The sequence below is a fragment of the Antarctobacter albus genome (genome assembly GCF_900101505.1).
GTDB lineage: Bacteria > Pseudomonadota > Alphaproteobacteria > Rhodobacterales > Rhodobacteraceae > Antarctobacter > Antarctobacter albus.
The window spans coordinates 70,706-84,168 of sequence record NZ_FMZI01000015.1 but is presented as its reverse complement, the minus strand read 5'-3'; the positions used below and the strand labels follow the sequence as shown (position 1 = coordinate 84,168).

General features: G+C 65.2%; 14 protein-coding genes. 13 read left to right on the top strand and 1 reads right to left on the bottom strand.

The window, feature by feature from the left end; all coding sequences use genetic code 11:
- Positions 1 to 26 precede the first annotated feature (26 nt).
- The 4 genes from BLQ71_RS21365 to BLQ71_RS21345 all read left to right on the top strand — a co-directional run bounded on the left by BLQ71_RS21365 (position 27) and on the right by BLQ71_RS21345 (position 3,515).
- A complete protein-coding gene (locus BLQ71_RS21365) occupies positions 27 to 317 on the top strand; it encodes a hypothetical protein (RefSeq protein ID WP_043144646.1) in 291 nt (96 codons plus the stop codon).
- A gap of 424 nt (positions 318 to 741) precedes the next feature.
- Positions 742 to 1,371: a nucleoside/nucleotide kinase family protein gene (locus BLQ71_RS21355; RefSeq protein WP_083342328.1), complete on the top strand. Its 630-nt coding sequence runs from the start codon at positions 742 to 744 to the stop codon at positions 1,369 to 1,371.
- Between the two features lie 136 nt (positions 1,372 to 1,507).
- Positions 1,508 to 2,278, top strand: a complete 771-nt coding sequence (locus BLQ71_RS21350) for an HAD-IIB family hydrolase (RefSeq protein WP_069208099.1) — start codon at positions 1,508 to 1,510, stop codon at positions 2,276 to 2,278.
- A 4-nt stretch (positions 2,279 to 2,282) separates the two neighbouring features.
- Positions 2,283 to 3,515: a glycosyltransferase family protein gene (locus tag BLQ71_RS21345; RefSeq protein WP_074623167.1), complete on the top strand. Its 1,233-nt coding sequence runs from the start codon at positions 2,283 to 2,285 to the stop codon at positions 3,513 to 3,515.
- 3 nt (positions 3,516 to 3,518) lie between these two features.
- Here BLQ71_RS21345 and BLQ71_RS21340 read toward each other — a convergent pair whose 3' ends face one another.
- The gene (locus tag BLQ71_RS21340) at positions 3,519 to 4,499 is read right to left on the bottom strand and encodes a LysR family transcriptional regulator (RefSeq protein WP_043144642.1); all 981 of its coding nucleotides are present in this window, start codon (positions 4,497 to 4,499) and stop codon (positions 3,519 to 3,521) included.
- Positions 4,500 to 4,593: 94 nt separating this feature from the next.
- On the opposite strand from BLQ71_RS21340, the gene BLQ71_RS21335 reads away from it, so the two are divergent.
- The 9 genes from BLQ71_RS21335 (at position 4,594) to BLQ71_RS21295 (ending at position 13,450) form a co-directional block, all read left to right on the top strand.
- Entirely contained in the window at positions 4,594 to 5,460 is an 867-nt protein-coding gene (locus BLQ71_RS21335) for an ABC transporter permease (protein WP_043144641.1), read from the top strand.
- A complete protein-coding gene (locus BLQ71_RS21330; protein ID WP_074623166.1) occupies positions 5,460 to 6,251 on the top strand; it encodes an ABC transporter permease in 792 nt (263 codons plus the stop codon). The genes BLQ71_RS21335 and BLQ71_RS21330 overlap by 1 nt, the downstream gene beginning before the upstream one ends.
- A 39-nt stretch (positions 6,252 to 6,290) precedes the next feature.
- Positions 6,291 to 7,439 carry an ABC transporter substrate-binding protein gene (locus BLQ71_RS21325; protein ID WP_198548586.1) on the top strand — a complete coding sequence of 383 codons (1,149 nt, stop codon included), beginning with the start codon at positions 6,291 to 6,293 and terminating at the stop codon, positions 7,437 to 7,439.
- A gap of 69 nt (positions 7,440 to 7,508) precedes the next feature.
- On the top strand, positions 7,509 to 8,582 hold the full coding sequence (locus tag BLQ71_RS21320; protein ID WP_074623165.1) for an ABC transporter ATP-binding protein: 1,074 nt from the start codon (positions 7,509 to 7,511) through the stop codon (positions 8,580 to 8,582).
- A gap of 4 nt (positions 8,583 to 8,586) precedes the next feature.
- A complete protein-coding gene (locus BLQ71_RS21315; protein WP_074623164.1) occupies positions 8,587 to 9,924 on the top strand; it encodes an aminotransferase family protein in 1,338 nt (445 codons plus the stop codon).
- Between the two features lies 1 nt (position 9,925).
- Positions 9,926 to 10,852 carry a 3,5-dioxohexanoate:acetyl-CoA acetone transferase gene (kce, locus tag BLQ71_RS21310; RefSeq protein ID WP_074623163.1) on the top strand — a complete coding sequence of 309 codons (927 nt, stop codon included), beginning with the start codon at positions 9,926 to 9,928 and terminating at the stop codon, positions 10,850 to 10,852.
- Positions 10,852 to 11,331, top strand: coding sequence for a GNAT family N-acetyltransferase (locus BLQ71_RS21305; RefSeq protein WP_074623162.1), 480 nt, complete (start codon positions 10,852 to 10,854; stop codon positions 11,329 to 11,331). The genes kce and BLQ71_RS21305 overlap by 1 nt, the downstream gene beginning before the upstream one ends.
- Positions 11,328 to 12,353: a histone deacetylase family protein gene (locus BLQ71_RS21300; RefSeq protein ID WP_074623161.1), complete on the top strand. Its 1,026-nt coding sequence runs from the start codon at positions 11,328 to 11,330 to the stop codon at positions 12,351 to 12,353. The genes BLQ71_RS21305 and BLQ71_RS21300 overlap by 4 nt, the downstream gene beginning before the upstream one ends.
- On the top strand, positions 12,350 to 13,450 hold the full coding sequence (locus BLQ71_RS21295; RefSeq protein ID WP_074623160.1) for an NAD(P)/FAD-dependent oxidoreductase: 1,101 nt from the start codon (positions 12,350 to 12,352) through the stop codon (positions 13,448 to 13,450). The genes BLQ71_RS21300 and BLQ71_RS21295 overlap by 4 nt, the downstream gene beginning before the upstream one ends.
- Positions 13,451 to 13,463: the final 13 nt, after the last annotated feature.

Sequence of the window (13,463 nt, the reverse complement as noted above, 5' to 3'; positions counted from 1 at the left end):
CGAACCAAAGAAAAGGAGGCTGCCAAATGCTCCGTATTCTTGCCTTTTCCCTCGCCGCCACGTTGATGGCCGGCACCGCCGAGGCGCAGGTCCGCGATGCGCTCGCCTCCGATCTGCGGAATTTCGTCGAGGCGTTCGAGCTGTCACAGGTGCCCGCAACCGAGCAGGCCCGGCTGCAGGTGATCGTCGACCATCCCGAGGCCTCGCATGTGGCCAAGGTCATGGCCATCCACGAGATCCTTCAGGACAACGGCGCCTTGCGTCACGTCGACATGCATGGCGACGCGCCGACGCTGCATTCGTCCCTGCGCGACTGACGCGGACCGACGCACCACTGAAAAGAACCGAAAAAGCCGCGCACCCACCCGGGCGCGCGGCTTTTCGGTGTCACGCGATGACGTAAAAAAAACGCCCCCGCCGAAATCGGGCGGGGGCGATGATTGCGGGCGTTGGGGGATGAGGGATCTGCGCCCGCAGATGACGTGCCTGTCACAAGGGAAATGCACGGCGCGGCAAATGGTTCCCGAAGGGTACATCTTTTCTTGCCGGGCAAGGGCCTTGCCCCGGCCCCGGCTGCTGCGCCAAGCTGGGGATGGGACAACCGGACAAGCCGGGCCGCAACCGTTGGAGGAGCAGAGATTGGGACATGTACTTGCGATCTACCAGGGCACATTGTCCGGCCGCGCGATCCCGTTCGATTGCGATCTGCAAGTCGCCGCCCCGGCGCAGGAGGTCTGACCCATGATCCCGGAAACGCATCTTCGCGACGTGACCGACCGCCTGTCGGGGATCACGCCAAAGGGGCGCCGCCTGATGATTGCCGTGGCCGGTCCGCCGGGGTCGGGCAAGTCCACCCTGGCCGAAGCGCTGGTCGATCGGATCGGCCCCGAGGCGGCGCTGATGCCGATGGACGGGTTTCACCTTGATGACCGCCTGCTGGAGCCACGCGGGCTGTTGCCGCGCAAGGGTGCGCCCGAGACCTTTGATTTCCACGGGTTGAAGGCCGCGCTGGCACGTGCCGCGTCCGACCCTTCGGTCATCCTGCCCGTCTTCGACCGCGCGCGAGAGATCGCCATTGCCGGGGCGCAGGAAATCGGGCCGGAGACGCGCATCGTGGTGGCCGAGGGTAACTATCTCTGTTTCGCAGAGCCGCCCTGGTCCGACCTGATGCCACTCTGGGACCTGTCGGTGTTCCTGGAGGTGCCCGAGGCAGAGCTGGAGCGTCGCCTTGTGGCGCGATGGCTGGGCTTCGGGTTCGATGAGGAAACCGCGCAGCGCAAGGCGCTTGCCAATGACATCCCCAATGCCCGCCGTGTCATGGCTGAACGCGAGACCGTGGACATTGTATTGCGCCAGACGGACTCTGCCTGAAGTTTGGACGTTGCGATCATTTTTCGGTCACTTGCTCATATATTGGGCGCGCTGCGTGAGCAACGCAGGCCGACTGTGGTCAGCGACCTCCGGCACGGCCATAGTCTGGACATGGGTGGGATGAACGGTTGACCGTGTGAGCAAACTCGTTGTCTTCAGCGATCTGGACGGAACGCTTCTGGATCATGCGAATTACTCTTTCGCCCCGGCGCAGCCCGCGTTGGACGCACTGGCCGCGCGGGGCATTCCGCTGATCCTTGCCACCTCCAAGACGGCCGCCGAGGTCGCCGTGTTGCACGAGGCCCTGTCGCTGGGCGACTGGCCCGCCATCGTCGAGAACGGGGCCGGGATCTATCGACCCGGCAGCACGGCGGGGGATGCCGCGCCCTATGCCGCCCTGCGGGCCGCTCTGGACAGCTTGCCGCCGGATCTACGTGCACCGTTCAGGGGTTTTGGCGACATGAGCGACGCCGAAGTGGCAGAAATCACTGGCCTTGCCCCTGAGGCCGCTGCGCTGGCGCGCCAACGGCAACACTCGGAACCCGGGCTATGGCGGGGGAGCGACGCCACGCAAGCCCGTTTTCTCGCGGCCCTCGCGGACAGGGGCATCGCGTGCCGGTCCGGTGGGCGATTTCTGACGCTGTCGCATGGGCGCACCAAGGCTGACGGGCTGCGCGAAATCGCCGCCGAGCTTGGGGCCGAACGGACGCTGGCGCTGGGGGACGCGCCCAATGACACCGACATGCTGCAGGCGGCTGATCTTGGCGTCATCGTGCGCAACGACCACGGCCCCGGCATCCCGCGCCTTCCGGGCGAGGGCCAAGGCACCATCCGGCGTACCGCAGATCCCGGCCCCATAGGCTGGAACACGGCGGTTCTGGCCATACTGAACGACATAAAGGACTGATCTCATGTCTGATTTCCATCAGAACGGCAATATCGCGCAGTTTCACAACCTGCGCAGCCGCCCCCTGGAAGAGCTGATCTACGAGATCGAGACCTACGCCCAGACCCGCAAGATCACGCTTGTCCTGCCGTGCCTCTACTCCGAGCTCGAAGGGCCCGCGATGGGCAATATCCTCGATGAGTTGAGCAAGGTCACCTACCTGCACCGGATCATCATCGGGCTGGACCGCGCCACCGAACAACAATTCCGTCGCGCCCGCGATTTCTTTTCAAGACTACCGCAGGATCATGTTGTCCTGTGGAACGACAGTCCCCGCATGTCAGAGCTGGACGCCAAGCTGGCCGAGATGGGGCTGGCGCCGCAGGAACAGGGCAAGGGCAAGAACATGTGGACCTGCATGGGCTACCTGATCTCCTGCGCCGATACCTCTGTCATGGCACTGCACGACTGCGATATCGTCACCTACAAGCGCGACCTGCTGGACCGGCTGGTCTATCCTGTCGTAAACCCGAATTTCCGCTACCAGCTGTCCAAGGGCTATTACCCGCGCATCGGCGACGGCAAGCTGAACGGGCGGGTCACGCGCCTGCTGGTCTCGCCGCTGTTGATCGCCCTGAAACGCACGATCGGCGACCGCGATTACATCGACTACTTGCGCGCCTTCCGCTATCCGCTGTCGGGCGAATTTGCCCTGCGCACCTCGCTCTTGCCCGACCTGCGCATTCCCTCGGACTGGGGGCTGGAAATCGGCGTGTTGTCAGAGGTCTGGCGCAACCTGGGCCGGCATTCCGTCTGCCAGGTGGAAATCGCGGATGCCTATGACCACAAGCACCAGCAGGTCAGCGAAGAGGACGCCGCCACGGGCCTCAACCGCATGTCCATGGACATCTGCAAGGCGATCTTCCGCAAGCTGGCGGCGGATGGCACCGTCTTTACGCCCAATGTCTTCCGCGCGCTCAAGGCCACCTATTACCGCGTGGCGCTGGACCTGATCGAGTTCTACGACAACGATGCCAAGATGAACGGGCTGACCATCGACCGCCACCGCGAGGAACTGACGGTCGAGCTGTTTGCCAACAACATCGTGGAGGCAGGCAAGGTGTTCCTTGAAAAACCGAACGAAACACCCTTTGTCCCGAACTGGAGCCGCGTGAACGCCGCCGACCCGGGGATCGTGGGCGAATTGCGCGCGGCCGTCGCCGCGGACAACGAGGAATTTGCGCCGATGACCTTCTGACGGTCAGCGATAGGTGCGTTCCTCCATCGGGGTGGCCTCGATCGCCTCCAGCAGGGCGGCCAGCAGCAGGTCCTCGGCCCGGTTCTTGACCGCCTTCGGGTTCCAGACGACATGAACGTCGATGGCGGGCAGGTCGGTATAGGGGGGCAATTGCCATAGCAATCCGTCCCGCACGTCCCGCGCCGCGACGTGGACGGGCAGGGGGCCGATGCCCAGCCCGGCGATGATCATGCGCCGGACCTCTTCGAGGTTGGTCGAGACGCCGGTGATCCGCTGGCCCAGGTCGGCCTGGGCCCGCATCAGCGTGACGGGCCGCAGCACGTCCTGCAGCCGGTCGGTTTCGAAACTGACCGACCCAAGCCCGGCAAGATCGCCGATGGACAGGTCGTCACGCCCGAAAAGCGCATGTTCCGGCCCGCAGAACAGGCCGAAATACTCGCGGTAGAGGCGCCGGTATTCCAGCTTGGGGCTGTGATCCCGCACCAGGCAGATGGCGAAGGACGCGCGCTTGGCCAGCACCTCGGCGATGGCCTCGGCGCTGGACCGGACCTCGATCGACAGGCTGGCGCGGGGGTGGGACCGGTGGAACGCGGCCAGCGTCTGATCAAAAACCGGGCAGACGACATGGCTGGCCACCTCGATCTTGACATGCCCCTGCACCTCGTCGGTCAGCTCGCGCACCAGTGTCGACAGGCGCAGGACAGAGCCGTTGATTTCCACCGCCTCGCGATACAGCAGGCGGCCCGCATCGGTCAGCTGGAAATGCCCCGGGGACCGGTTCACCAGCTTGCGCCCGATCCGGTCCTCAAGCCTTTGAAGTGCCGCGGAAACTGAAGGTTGCTTGAGCCTCAGCCGCTGCGCTGCCTCGGTGATCGAATGGCTGTCCGCCAGCACCACGAAAGTGCGCAAGAGGTTCCAGTCCAGCTCGCGTGCAATGCGGTCAGGTTCATAGCGCGGATCGCTTGCGGGATCGGCAGGGGTCATAGGCGCCACCTATAGTCATCATTCTGCATATCTATTTGATCTATGATTGTCCGCTTCGCATGGTTTCCGCAAGTCTCCAGACACGAGGAAACGCATGTCCGTCGAAGCCCGTGAGGCGCGCCAACCCTGGATCCTGCTGGCCCCGGCCATCAGCGCGGTCACGCTGCTGCTGCTGGTGCCGCTGATCTTCATCGTGGTCTACAGCTTCTGGCTGCGCACAGCCACCGGCGCCGACCAGGTCGGCTTCTACCTCGACAACTGGCAGGAGGCGCTGACCGACAGGTTCTACCGCGACATCCTGTTCAGTACCCTGCGCATCGCCGCCATCACCACCATCGTCTGTGCGCTGATGGGCTATCCGGCGGCCTATTTCATCGCCCGGTCGCGCGGCAACAAGGTCATCCTGTTGCTGCTGCTGATGCTGCCCTTCTGGATCAGCTACATCATCCGCACGATGAGCTGGATCAATATCCTGGGCGTCTCGGGCGCGCTGAACACCCTGCTGATGAGCGTCGGCATCATCGGCGAGCCGTTGAACATGCTCTACAACGAGACAACCGTGATCCTCGGCCTCGTGCACTTCCTGCTGCCCTTCATGGTGCTGAACGTCTTTGTCAGCCTCGACGGCATCGACACCAACCTCGAGGATGCCGCCAATTCGCTTGGCGCGACCAAGTGGCAGTCCTTCATCCAGGTCACGCTGCCGCTGTCGCTGCCCGGTCTCGCGGCGGGCGGGTTGCTGTGCTTCGTGCTGGGGGCGGGCACCTACATCACGCCGCTGGTGCTGGGCGGGCCGCGTGACGCCATGTTCGCCAACCTCGTCTTTGAGGCGATCATCACGCAACTCAACTGGCCGCTGGGCTCGGCGCTCAGCCTGATGCTGCTGGTCGTGCTGGGCGCGCTGGTCATGATCTACAACCGCTATCTGGGCATGGCACAACTGATGAAGGGGCTGGGCTGATGCGCTGGGGATGGCAATTGATCCGCCTGTGGAGCCTGCTTGTCTACGGCTTCATGTTCCTGCCGGTGGCCGTGGTCGTGCTGCTGAGCTTCAACGCCAGCCAGTTCGGCAGCTTCCCGATGACCGGCTTTTCCTTCCGCTGGTTCGTGGAACTGTGGAACAACGACGCCATCATGCGCGCCTTTCGCACCTCGATCGTGCTGGGCCTGCTGACGGCGGTGATCTCGACGACGCTGGGCGTCCTGGCCAGTCTCGCGCTGGTGCGCTACAAGGTGCCGGGCGCCAACGCGATCTCGACCCTGCTGATCGCGCCGATCCTCGTGCCCGAGGTGGTGCTGGCGGTGGCGTTGCTGCTGTTCCTCAACTTCCTCGGTTTGCACAAGAGTTTCACGCTGCTGCTCTTCGGCCATGTGATCTTTACGCTGCCCTTCGTGATTCTTGTGGTGCAGGCCCGGCTGGTCTCGATCCGGCGCGACGTCGAAGAGGCGGCGATGAGCCTTGGGGCCAGCCCGGTCCAGACCTTTTTCCAGGTCACCCTGCCGCTGATGCTGCCGGCGGTGCTTGCCGGGGCGCTCTTTGCCTTCACGATCAGCTTTGACGACATCACCGGCACGCTGTTCTGGAAACCCGGCGGGGTGGAAACCGTGCCGACCCAGATCTTTGCCATGCTGCGCAATTCCATCAGCCCGGAAATCAATGCCCTTGGCACAGTCATGATTGTCATGACGGTCGGCCTGCCCCTGATCGGGGCGGCGATCGCACGGCAACTCGCCCGCAAGAGCGGCACCTAGAACCGCCTGCATAGTCCCATACCCGACAAGGAGATGAAGATGACACGCAAGATCGACGACACCACACGCTATGAGCGCCTGCGCGAGCGTTACATGAACGGCGACCTGGATCGCCGCAGCTTTCTGGGCCTGTTCGGCGCGGCGGGCGCGGCCTATGGCCTGGTGACCCCCTATCGCGCATTTGCGCAAAGCGTCAGTCAGGTCCGGTTCGATGGCTGGGGTGGCGTGGTGTCAGAGGCGCTGCGCGCCAACGCCTTTGATCCCTTCACCGCCAAGACCGGCATCGAAGTTGTCGATGGTACCTTCGGAGGCGGCGACGAATACATCAGCCGGGTGAAGGCGAGCCAGCCGGGCGAATACAACATCGCCCACCTGTCCGGTGTTTTCGACTACGCGCGCTATCACGGGCTGGGCCTGACCACCAAGCTGAACGAAGAGCGCATCCCCAACCTGCAATACGTCATCCCCAAGCTGGTGGACGTATTCCGCGACATCACCGATGGCTCGCTCAGCTGCGTGCCCTACGACTATGGCACCACCGGGCTGGCCTATAACCGCAAGTACATCTCGGACGAAGAGATGCAGGAAAAGGGCGCCAAGATCCTGATCGACGAGGCCCACAAGGGCAAGATCGGCGGCTGGTCCGACTGGCGCACGCGGATGTGGTATGCCTCGCTGCAGACCGGGCAGGATCCGAACGGTGTCACCGACGAAGAGGCTTGCTGGGATGCCGTGCGTGCCCATCGCGACCTGGCGCTGAAATACTGGGGCTCGGGCGCCGAGCTGATGAGCCTTCTGGCCGAGGAGGAAATCCATGTCACCGAGGGCTGGTCCGGCCGCATCTACGCGCTGCAGGAACAGGGCCACGACATCGGCTACATGGACCCGCCCAACGGCTTTGGCTGGCAGGAATGCATGTTCGTCATCAAGGGGTCGCCGCTGGAGGCCTGCGAGGAGCTGCTGAACTTCATGCTGGACCCGGCGACCTCGATCGCCGTGGCCGAGGGGCAGAGCTATCCGCCCGCGCTGGACCCGCAGAAGGTCGACCTGGGCGAGAAGATCCCGACTTTGCCGGCCTTCGATCCCACGGGCACGCTGTCGGGCCTGACCTTTGCCGATCCGGATTACTGGAACGGTCACGAGGCCGCCTGGTCGAAAACCTTCGGTCGCGTCCAGAAGGGCTACTGACCCCAATCCAACCTGCCTGTCCCGGTCGTCGTGCCGGGGCGGGCGCCCCTCTCTCGCAGGACCTTGCCCATGAGTACCGTCACCCTGGACAATATCGTCAAGCGGTTCGGCACGTTCACCGCCGTGCATCCGACCAACCTGGAAATCCCCGAGGGCACCTTCCTGACGCTGCTCGGCCCGTCCGGTTGTGGCAAGACGACCAACCTGCGGATGATCGCCGGGCTGCTGGACCCGACCGAGGGCGAGATCCGCATCGGCGGCAAGAGCGTGAACAACGTGCCGATCCACAAGCGCAACTTGGGCATCGTGTTCCAGAACTACGCGCTGTTTCCGCACAAGAGCGTGGCCGACAACGTGGCCTTTGGCCTGAAGTACCGCAACGTACCCAGTTCCGAGATTCCGGGCCGCGTGCAAAAGGCGCTGGACCTGGTGCAATTGCCCGACGTGGGCGACCGCTATCCCAAGGCCCTGTCCGGCGGGCAGCAACAGCGCATCGCGCTGGCCCGCGCCATCGTGATCGAACCGGACGTGCTGTTGCTGGACGAACCGCTCTCGGCGCTGGATGCCAACCTGCGCGAGGACATGCGGGTCGAATTAAAGCGCATCCAGGACCAGATCGGCGTCACCACCGTCTTTGTCACGCATGACCAGTCCGAGGCGCTGGCCATGTCCGACCAGATCGTCGTCATGAGCGCGGGCCGCGTCGAACAGGTCGGCACCCCGGAAGAGGTCTACAACCGCCCGGCCAGCGAGTTCGTCGCCAATTTCCTGGGCGCCTCCAACATCATCGAGGGAACGTGCAGCGGCAAGGATGCCGAGACGGTGGCGCTGGACGTGCCCGTCTTTGGCAAGGTGCCTGTACCCGCCGACAAAGCACCGAAGGTCAGCGAAGGTGCCGCCAAGCTGGTGCTGCGGGCCGAGAAACTGCAATTGATGCCGCAGGGCGCCGACACGACCGGCATGGTCACCTCCGAGGCGGTTGTGGAAACCGTCGACTACCAGGGCCAGACCGTGCGCTATTTCATCCGCGCCGGTGACCGCCAGTTCCAGGCGATCAACATGATCGACGGCCACCCCTTTGCCGAGGGCACCACGGTGACGGCGGGGTTCCGTCCCGTGGATTGCGCCGCATTGCCGGGGTGACGGGATGAGCAAGCTTTTCTACCAGGGCCGCGGACGCAAGCCGGTGCTGGACCAGGCGCGCGGCGTCTACATGTGGGACAAGAACGGGCGCCGCTATCTTGATGGATCGTCCGGCGCGATGGTTTGCAACATCGGCCATTCCAACGAGCATGTCTTGGCCGCGATGCAGCGCCAGATGGAGAAATCGACCTTCGGCTATCGTCTGCATTTCGAAACCGAGGCCTCGGAGAACATGGCCGAGAAACTGGCCGAGAAGATGCCCGAGGGGCTGGACCGCGTGTTCTTTGTTTCCGGCGGGTCCGAGGCTGTGGAAAGCGCCATGAAACTGGCGCGGCAATACGCGCTGGCCGTGGGGCAGGGGGAGCGATGGAAGATCATTTCACGCACGCCCTCTTATCACGGTTGCACTTTGGGGGCGCTGGCGACCACCGGCTACACGACGCTGACCGCGCCGTTTGAACCCATGATGCGGGTCATGCCCAAGGTGCCCGCGCCGCGCGCCTATCTCGACGGGCTGGACCCTGACGATGCGGTGACAGGGCGGCACTATGCCGACATGTTGGCCCGGCGGATCGAGGAGGAAGGCCCGGAGAACGTGCTTGCCTTTATCGTCGAGCCGATCGGCGGCGCCTCGACCGGGGCGCTGGTCTCTCCCGCCGGCTATCTCGAAAGGGTGCGCGAGATCTGCGACCAGTACGGAATCCTGCTGATCCTCGACGAGGTCATGACCGGGGCGGGGCGCACCGGCGCTTTCCTGGGCGTCGACCATTGGGGCGTGCGGCCCGACATCGTGGTCATGTCCAAGGGCATCGGCTCCGGCTATGCGCCGCTGGGTGCGATGGTGGCCGACAGGCGGCTGGTGGAGCCCGTGCTGGACGCGGGCGGCTTTGCGCATGGGTTCACCTACGCGGGCAACCCGCTGGCCTGCGCGGCGGGCCTTGCCGTGCTGGAAGAGATCGACCGGCAAGACCTCTGCACCAATGCCGCCGCGATGGGGGAAAAGCTGCTGGCGCGGCTGAACGGCCTGATGCAGCGGCACGAGATCATCGGGGACGTGCGCGGCAAGGGCCTGTTGACCGCCTTCGAGTTCATGTCGGACCGGAGCACCAAGGCGCCCCTGCCGAAACAGCTAAACGCGCATCAGCGGTTCGTGGACATCGCCTATGAGCGTGGGCTGATCGTCTATTCGCGCCGCACCCGTGACGGGGTGGAGGGGGACCATATCCTTGTCTGCCCGCCATTGATCCTGAACGAGGGGCATATCGACGAGATCATCGAGGGGCTGGACGAGTCCCTTGTCCAGTTCGCGCAGGAAATCGCGCCCGTGATGCAGGCCGGATGACATGAGCAAGATCCTCATCACCTGCGCCGTGACAGGTTCGATCCACACGCCGTCGATGTCGCCGTACCTGCCGGTGACGGCGGATCAGATCACGGAACACGCGGTTGGCGCGGCAGAGGCCGGGGCCTCGATCCTGCACCTGCACGCCCGCGACCCCAAGACCGGGCAGCCCTCTGCCGACCCGGCGCATTTCATGGGGTTCCTGCCGCGGATCAAGCAGGCGACGGGCGCTGTCCTGAACATTTCCACCGGCGGCAGTGCGGTGATGACGCTGGACCAGCGGCTGGCCGCGCCCAAGCTGGCCGAACCGGAGATGTGCAGCCTCAACATGGGGTCGATGAACTTTGCGCTTTATCCTGCTGCGGCGCGCATCGACGACTGGAAACACGACTGGGAACAGCCGTTCCTGGAAAACTCCGATGACCTGGTGTTCAAGAACACGCCGCGCGACATCGCCGGCATCCTTCAGACGATGGGCGCGGAGCGCGGCGCGCGGTTCGAGTTCGAGTGCTACGACCTGGGCCACCTCTACATGCTGCGTCATTTCGTGGATCGCGGCATGGTCGAACCGCCGTTCTTCATCCAGTTCGTCTTTGGCGTGCTGGGGGGCATGGGGCCGGACCCGGAGAACCTGACCCACATGAAGACCATCGCCGACAAGCTGTTCGGCAAGGACTACATGTTCTCGGTCCTGGCCGCTGGACGGCACCAGATCCCGCTGACCAGCATGGCCGCCGCGATGGGCGGGCATGTGCGCGTCGGGCTGGAAGACAGCCTGATGATCGCGCGCGGGCAGCTGGCGCGGACCAATGCCGAACAGGTGGCCAAGATCCGGCGCATCGTCGAGGACATGGGCCGCGAGGTCGCCTCGCCAGAGGATGCCCGCCGGATGCTGGGCCTGAAGGGCGCGGACAGGACGGCGATCTGATGGCGGTGACGATCAGGACGGCGGGGCGCTCCGACGTGGGGCGGCTCGACAGCGCACTTGCCGCCTTGGCGCGGGACCTGGGCGATACCTACAACGCCTCTCCCGAGGCGCTGGAGCGCGCGGGTTGGGGAGACATTCCCGCCTTTCGCGCCCAGATGGCCGAGGAGGGCGGGGCGTTGGCCGGGCTGGCGCTGTATTCGCCGGGGCTGTCGACGGTGCGGGGCGGTGCGGGGCTTTATGTCTCGGACCTCTGGGTGTCGCCCACGCAGCGTTCCGGCGGGCTGGGGCGGCGCCTGCTGGGGGCCGCCTTTGCCGATGCGGCGCGGGCTTGGGGGGCTTGCTTCCTGCGCCTGCAGGTCTATGACCGGACGCCTGCGGCACGCCGTTTCTATGACCGGCTGGGTTTTGTCCCCGCCAAGGGTCACACCGATCTGTTCTTGGATGAGGCCGGATGCGCGGCCCTGGAAGGAGAGCGATGAAAGCCGTCTTTGACGACCGCCAATGGCGCCATGATCCCAAGCATTTCATGGCCAACGGGGCGATCATGCCCAACCCCGAGCAACCGCGCCGGATCGAGGTGCTGAAGGCCGCCGCCGAAGAGGCCGGCTGTGCGTTTCAACCGCCGCAGGACGCGGGCCTTGGCCCCATCGCGGCGGTGCATACGCCCGAATACCTGACTTTCCTGGAAAACATCTATACCCGCTGGCGCCGGATCGAGGGGGCGGGCGAAGAGGTGATTCCCAACATCCACCCCGCCAGCCGCAGCGACGGTTATCCGAAATCCGCCGTGGGGCAGGCCGGCTATCACCAGGCCGACACTGCCTGTCCCATCGCCGAAGGCACCTGGGAGGCGGCCTATTGGTCCGCGCAAAGCGCCATCACCGGGGCCGACCTGATCGCCGGTGACGAACGCGCCGTCTATGCCTTGTCGCGTCCGCCGGGGCACCATGCCTTTGCCGATCTGGCCGGGGGATTCTGTTTCCTCAACAACTCTGGCATTGCCGCCGAACGCCTGCGGGCCAAGGGGTTCCGCCCCGCGATCCTCGACGTGGACGTGCACCACGGCAACGGCACGCAGGGTATGTTCTATGACCGTGACGACGTATTGACCGTCTCGATCCACGCTGACCCGACGCGGTTCTACCCGTTCTTCTGGGGTCATGCGCAGGAACGCGGTGCGGGCCGCGGGATGGGCTGCAACCTGAACCTGCCGCTTGCGCGGGGCACGGGGGATGCGGATTTCCTCAAGACGCTGGACACGGCGCTGGGGCGGGTGCGCAGCTTTGGCACCGATGCGCTGGTGATTGCACTGGGTCTCGATGCCTCGATCGACGATCCCTTTCAGGGGCTGGCCGTCACGCAGGATGGCTTTGCCCGGGTTGGTGCGGCCATTGCCGCCACCGGCCTGCCGGTTCTTTTCGTGCAGGAGGGCGGATACCTCTCGGACACGCTGGGCGCGAACCTGACCAAAACCCTGACCGGGTTTCAGGAGGGCGTGTGACACCCTCGGAAGTCATCGTGATCGGCGGGGGCATCGCGGGGGTCAGCGCGGGCGCGGAACTGGCCGCCGAGATGTCGGTGACCGTGCTCGAAGGGGAGCGCCAGATCGGCTATCACTCCACGGGCCGGTCCGCCGCGATCTTCATCCGAAACTACGGCAACGCGACCCTGCGCGCGCTGAACGCGGTGTCCGCCGGGTTGATGGAACGGCCCGAGGGCGTCTCGGACAACAGCCTGCTGTCGCCACGCGGCGAGATGATGCTGGCCACCGAGGAAGAACTGGCCACGCTGGAGGACTATTGCGCCGAGGCGCAGGGGCTGGAACGGCTGAGTGCCGCGCAGGCCGCGGAACTGGTGCCGATCCTGCGGCCCGAACTGATCGCCGCGGCGGTGATCGAATGGGACGCACAGGACATCGACGTCGACCGGATGTTGAACGGCTACGCGCGGCTCTTGCGCCGTCGCGGTGGCCGGATCGAGACAGGCGCGCAGGTGACGGAGATCCGGCGCGACGGTGGCCAATGGGTCGTCACCGCCGGCACGCAGGAATACCGCGCGCCGCTGATCGTCAATGCCGCCGGGGCCTGGGCGGCGCAGGTGGCGACGCTTGCTGGCGTCCGGCCCATCCCGATGCATCCCTTGCGGCGCTCGGCGGCGATCCTGCCCGCGCCGGAGGATCACGACGTCAGCCGCTGGCCGCTGTTCGTATCGGCCTCGGAGCAGTGGTACGCCAAGCCCGAGGCGGGCAAGCTGATGGTCAGCCCCGCCGACGAGGATCCGGTGGAACCGCATGACGCCTGGGCCGACGACATGGTGCTGGCAGAGGGGCTGCACCGGTTCGAACAGGCGGTCACGATGCCCGTCACCCGCGTCGAACATACCTGGGCAGGTCTGCGCAGCTTTACACCTGACCGGACGCCGGTTGTCGGCCACGATCCCGATCAACCGGGGTTCTTCTGGCTGGCGGGGCAGGGGGGCTATGGAGTACAGACGGCGCCCGTGTTGGCCCGCGTCACCGCCCGGCTTGTGACCGACATGGCCCCACCCGTTTCCGAAACCGTGATCGGGGCGTTGTCCCCGGCGCGGTTCCAATCCTGACCCAAGAGGCAAG

Coding starts and splice junctions, on each gene's coding strand:
- BLQ71_RS21315 (WP_074623164.1), top strand. CDS start 8,587: ATGAGCAAGCTTTTCTACCAGGGCCGCGGACGCAAGCCGGTGCTGGAC.
- BLQ71_RS21330 (WP_074623166.1), top strand. CDS start 5,460: ATGCGCTGGGGATGGCAATTGATCCGCCTGTGGAGCCTGCTTGTCTAC.
- BLQ71_RS21320 (WP_074623165.1), top strand. CDS start 7,509: ATGAGTACCGTCACCCTGGACAATATCGTCAAGCGGTTCGGCACGTTC.
- BLQ71_RS21365 (WP_043144646.1), top strand. CDS start 27: ATGCTCCGTATTCTTGCCTTTTCCCTCGCCGCCACGTTGATGGCCGGC.
- BLQ71_RS21305 (WP_074623162.1), top strand. CDS start 10,852: ATGGCGGTGACGATCAGGACGGCGGGGCGCTCCGACGTGGGGCGGCTC.
- BLQ71_RS21325 (WP_198548586.1), top strand. CDS start 6,291: ATGACACGCAAGATCGACGACACCACACGCTATGAGCGCCTGCGCGAG.
- kce (WP_074623163.1), top strand. CDS start 9,926: ATGAGCAAGATCCTCATCACCTGCGCCGTGACAGGTTCGATCCACACG.
- BLQ71_RS21300 (WP_074623161.1), top strand. CDS start 11,328: ATGAAAGCCGTCTTTGACGACCGCCAATGGCGCCATGATCCCAAGCAT.
- BLQ71_RS21345 (WP_074623167.1), top strand. CDS start 2,283: ATGTCTGATTTCCATCAGAACGGCAATATCGCGCAGTTTCACAACCTG.
- BLQ71_RS21340 (WP_043144642.1), bottom strand. CDS start 4,499: ATGACCCCTGCCGATCCCGCAAGCGATCCGCGCTATGAACCTGACCGC.
- BLQ71_RS21355 (WP_083342328.1), top strand. CDS start 742: ATGATCCCGGAAACGCATCTTCGCGACGTGACCGACCGCCTGTCGGGG.
- BLQ71_RS21335 (WP_043144641.1), top strand. CDS start 4,594: ATGTCCGTCGAAGCCCGTGAGGCGCGCCAACCCTGGATCCTGCTGGCC.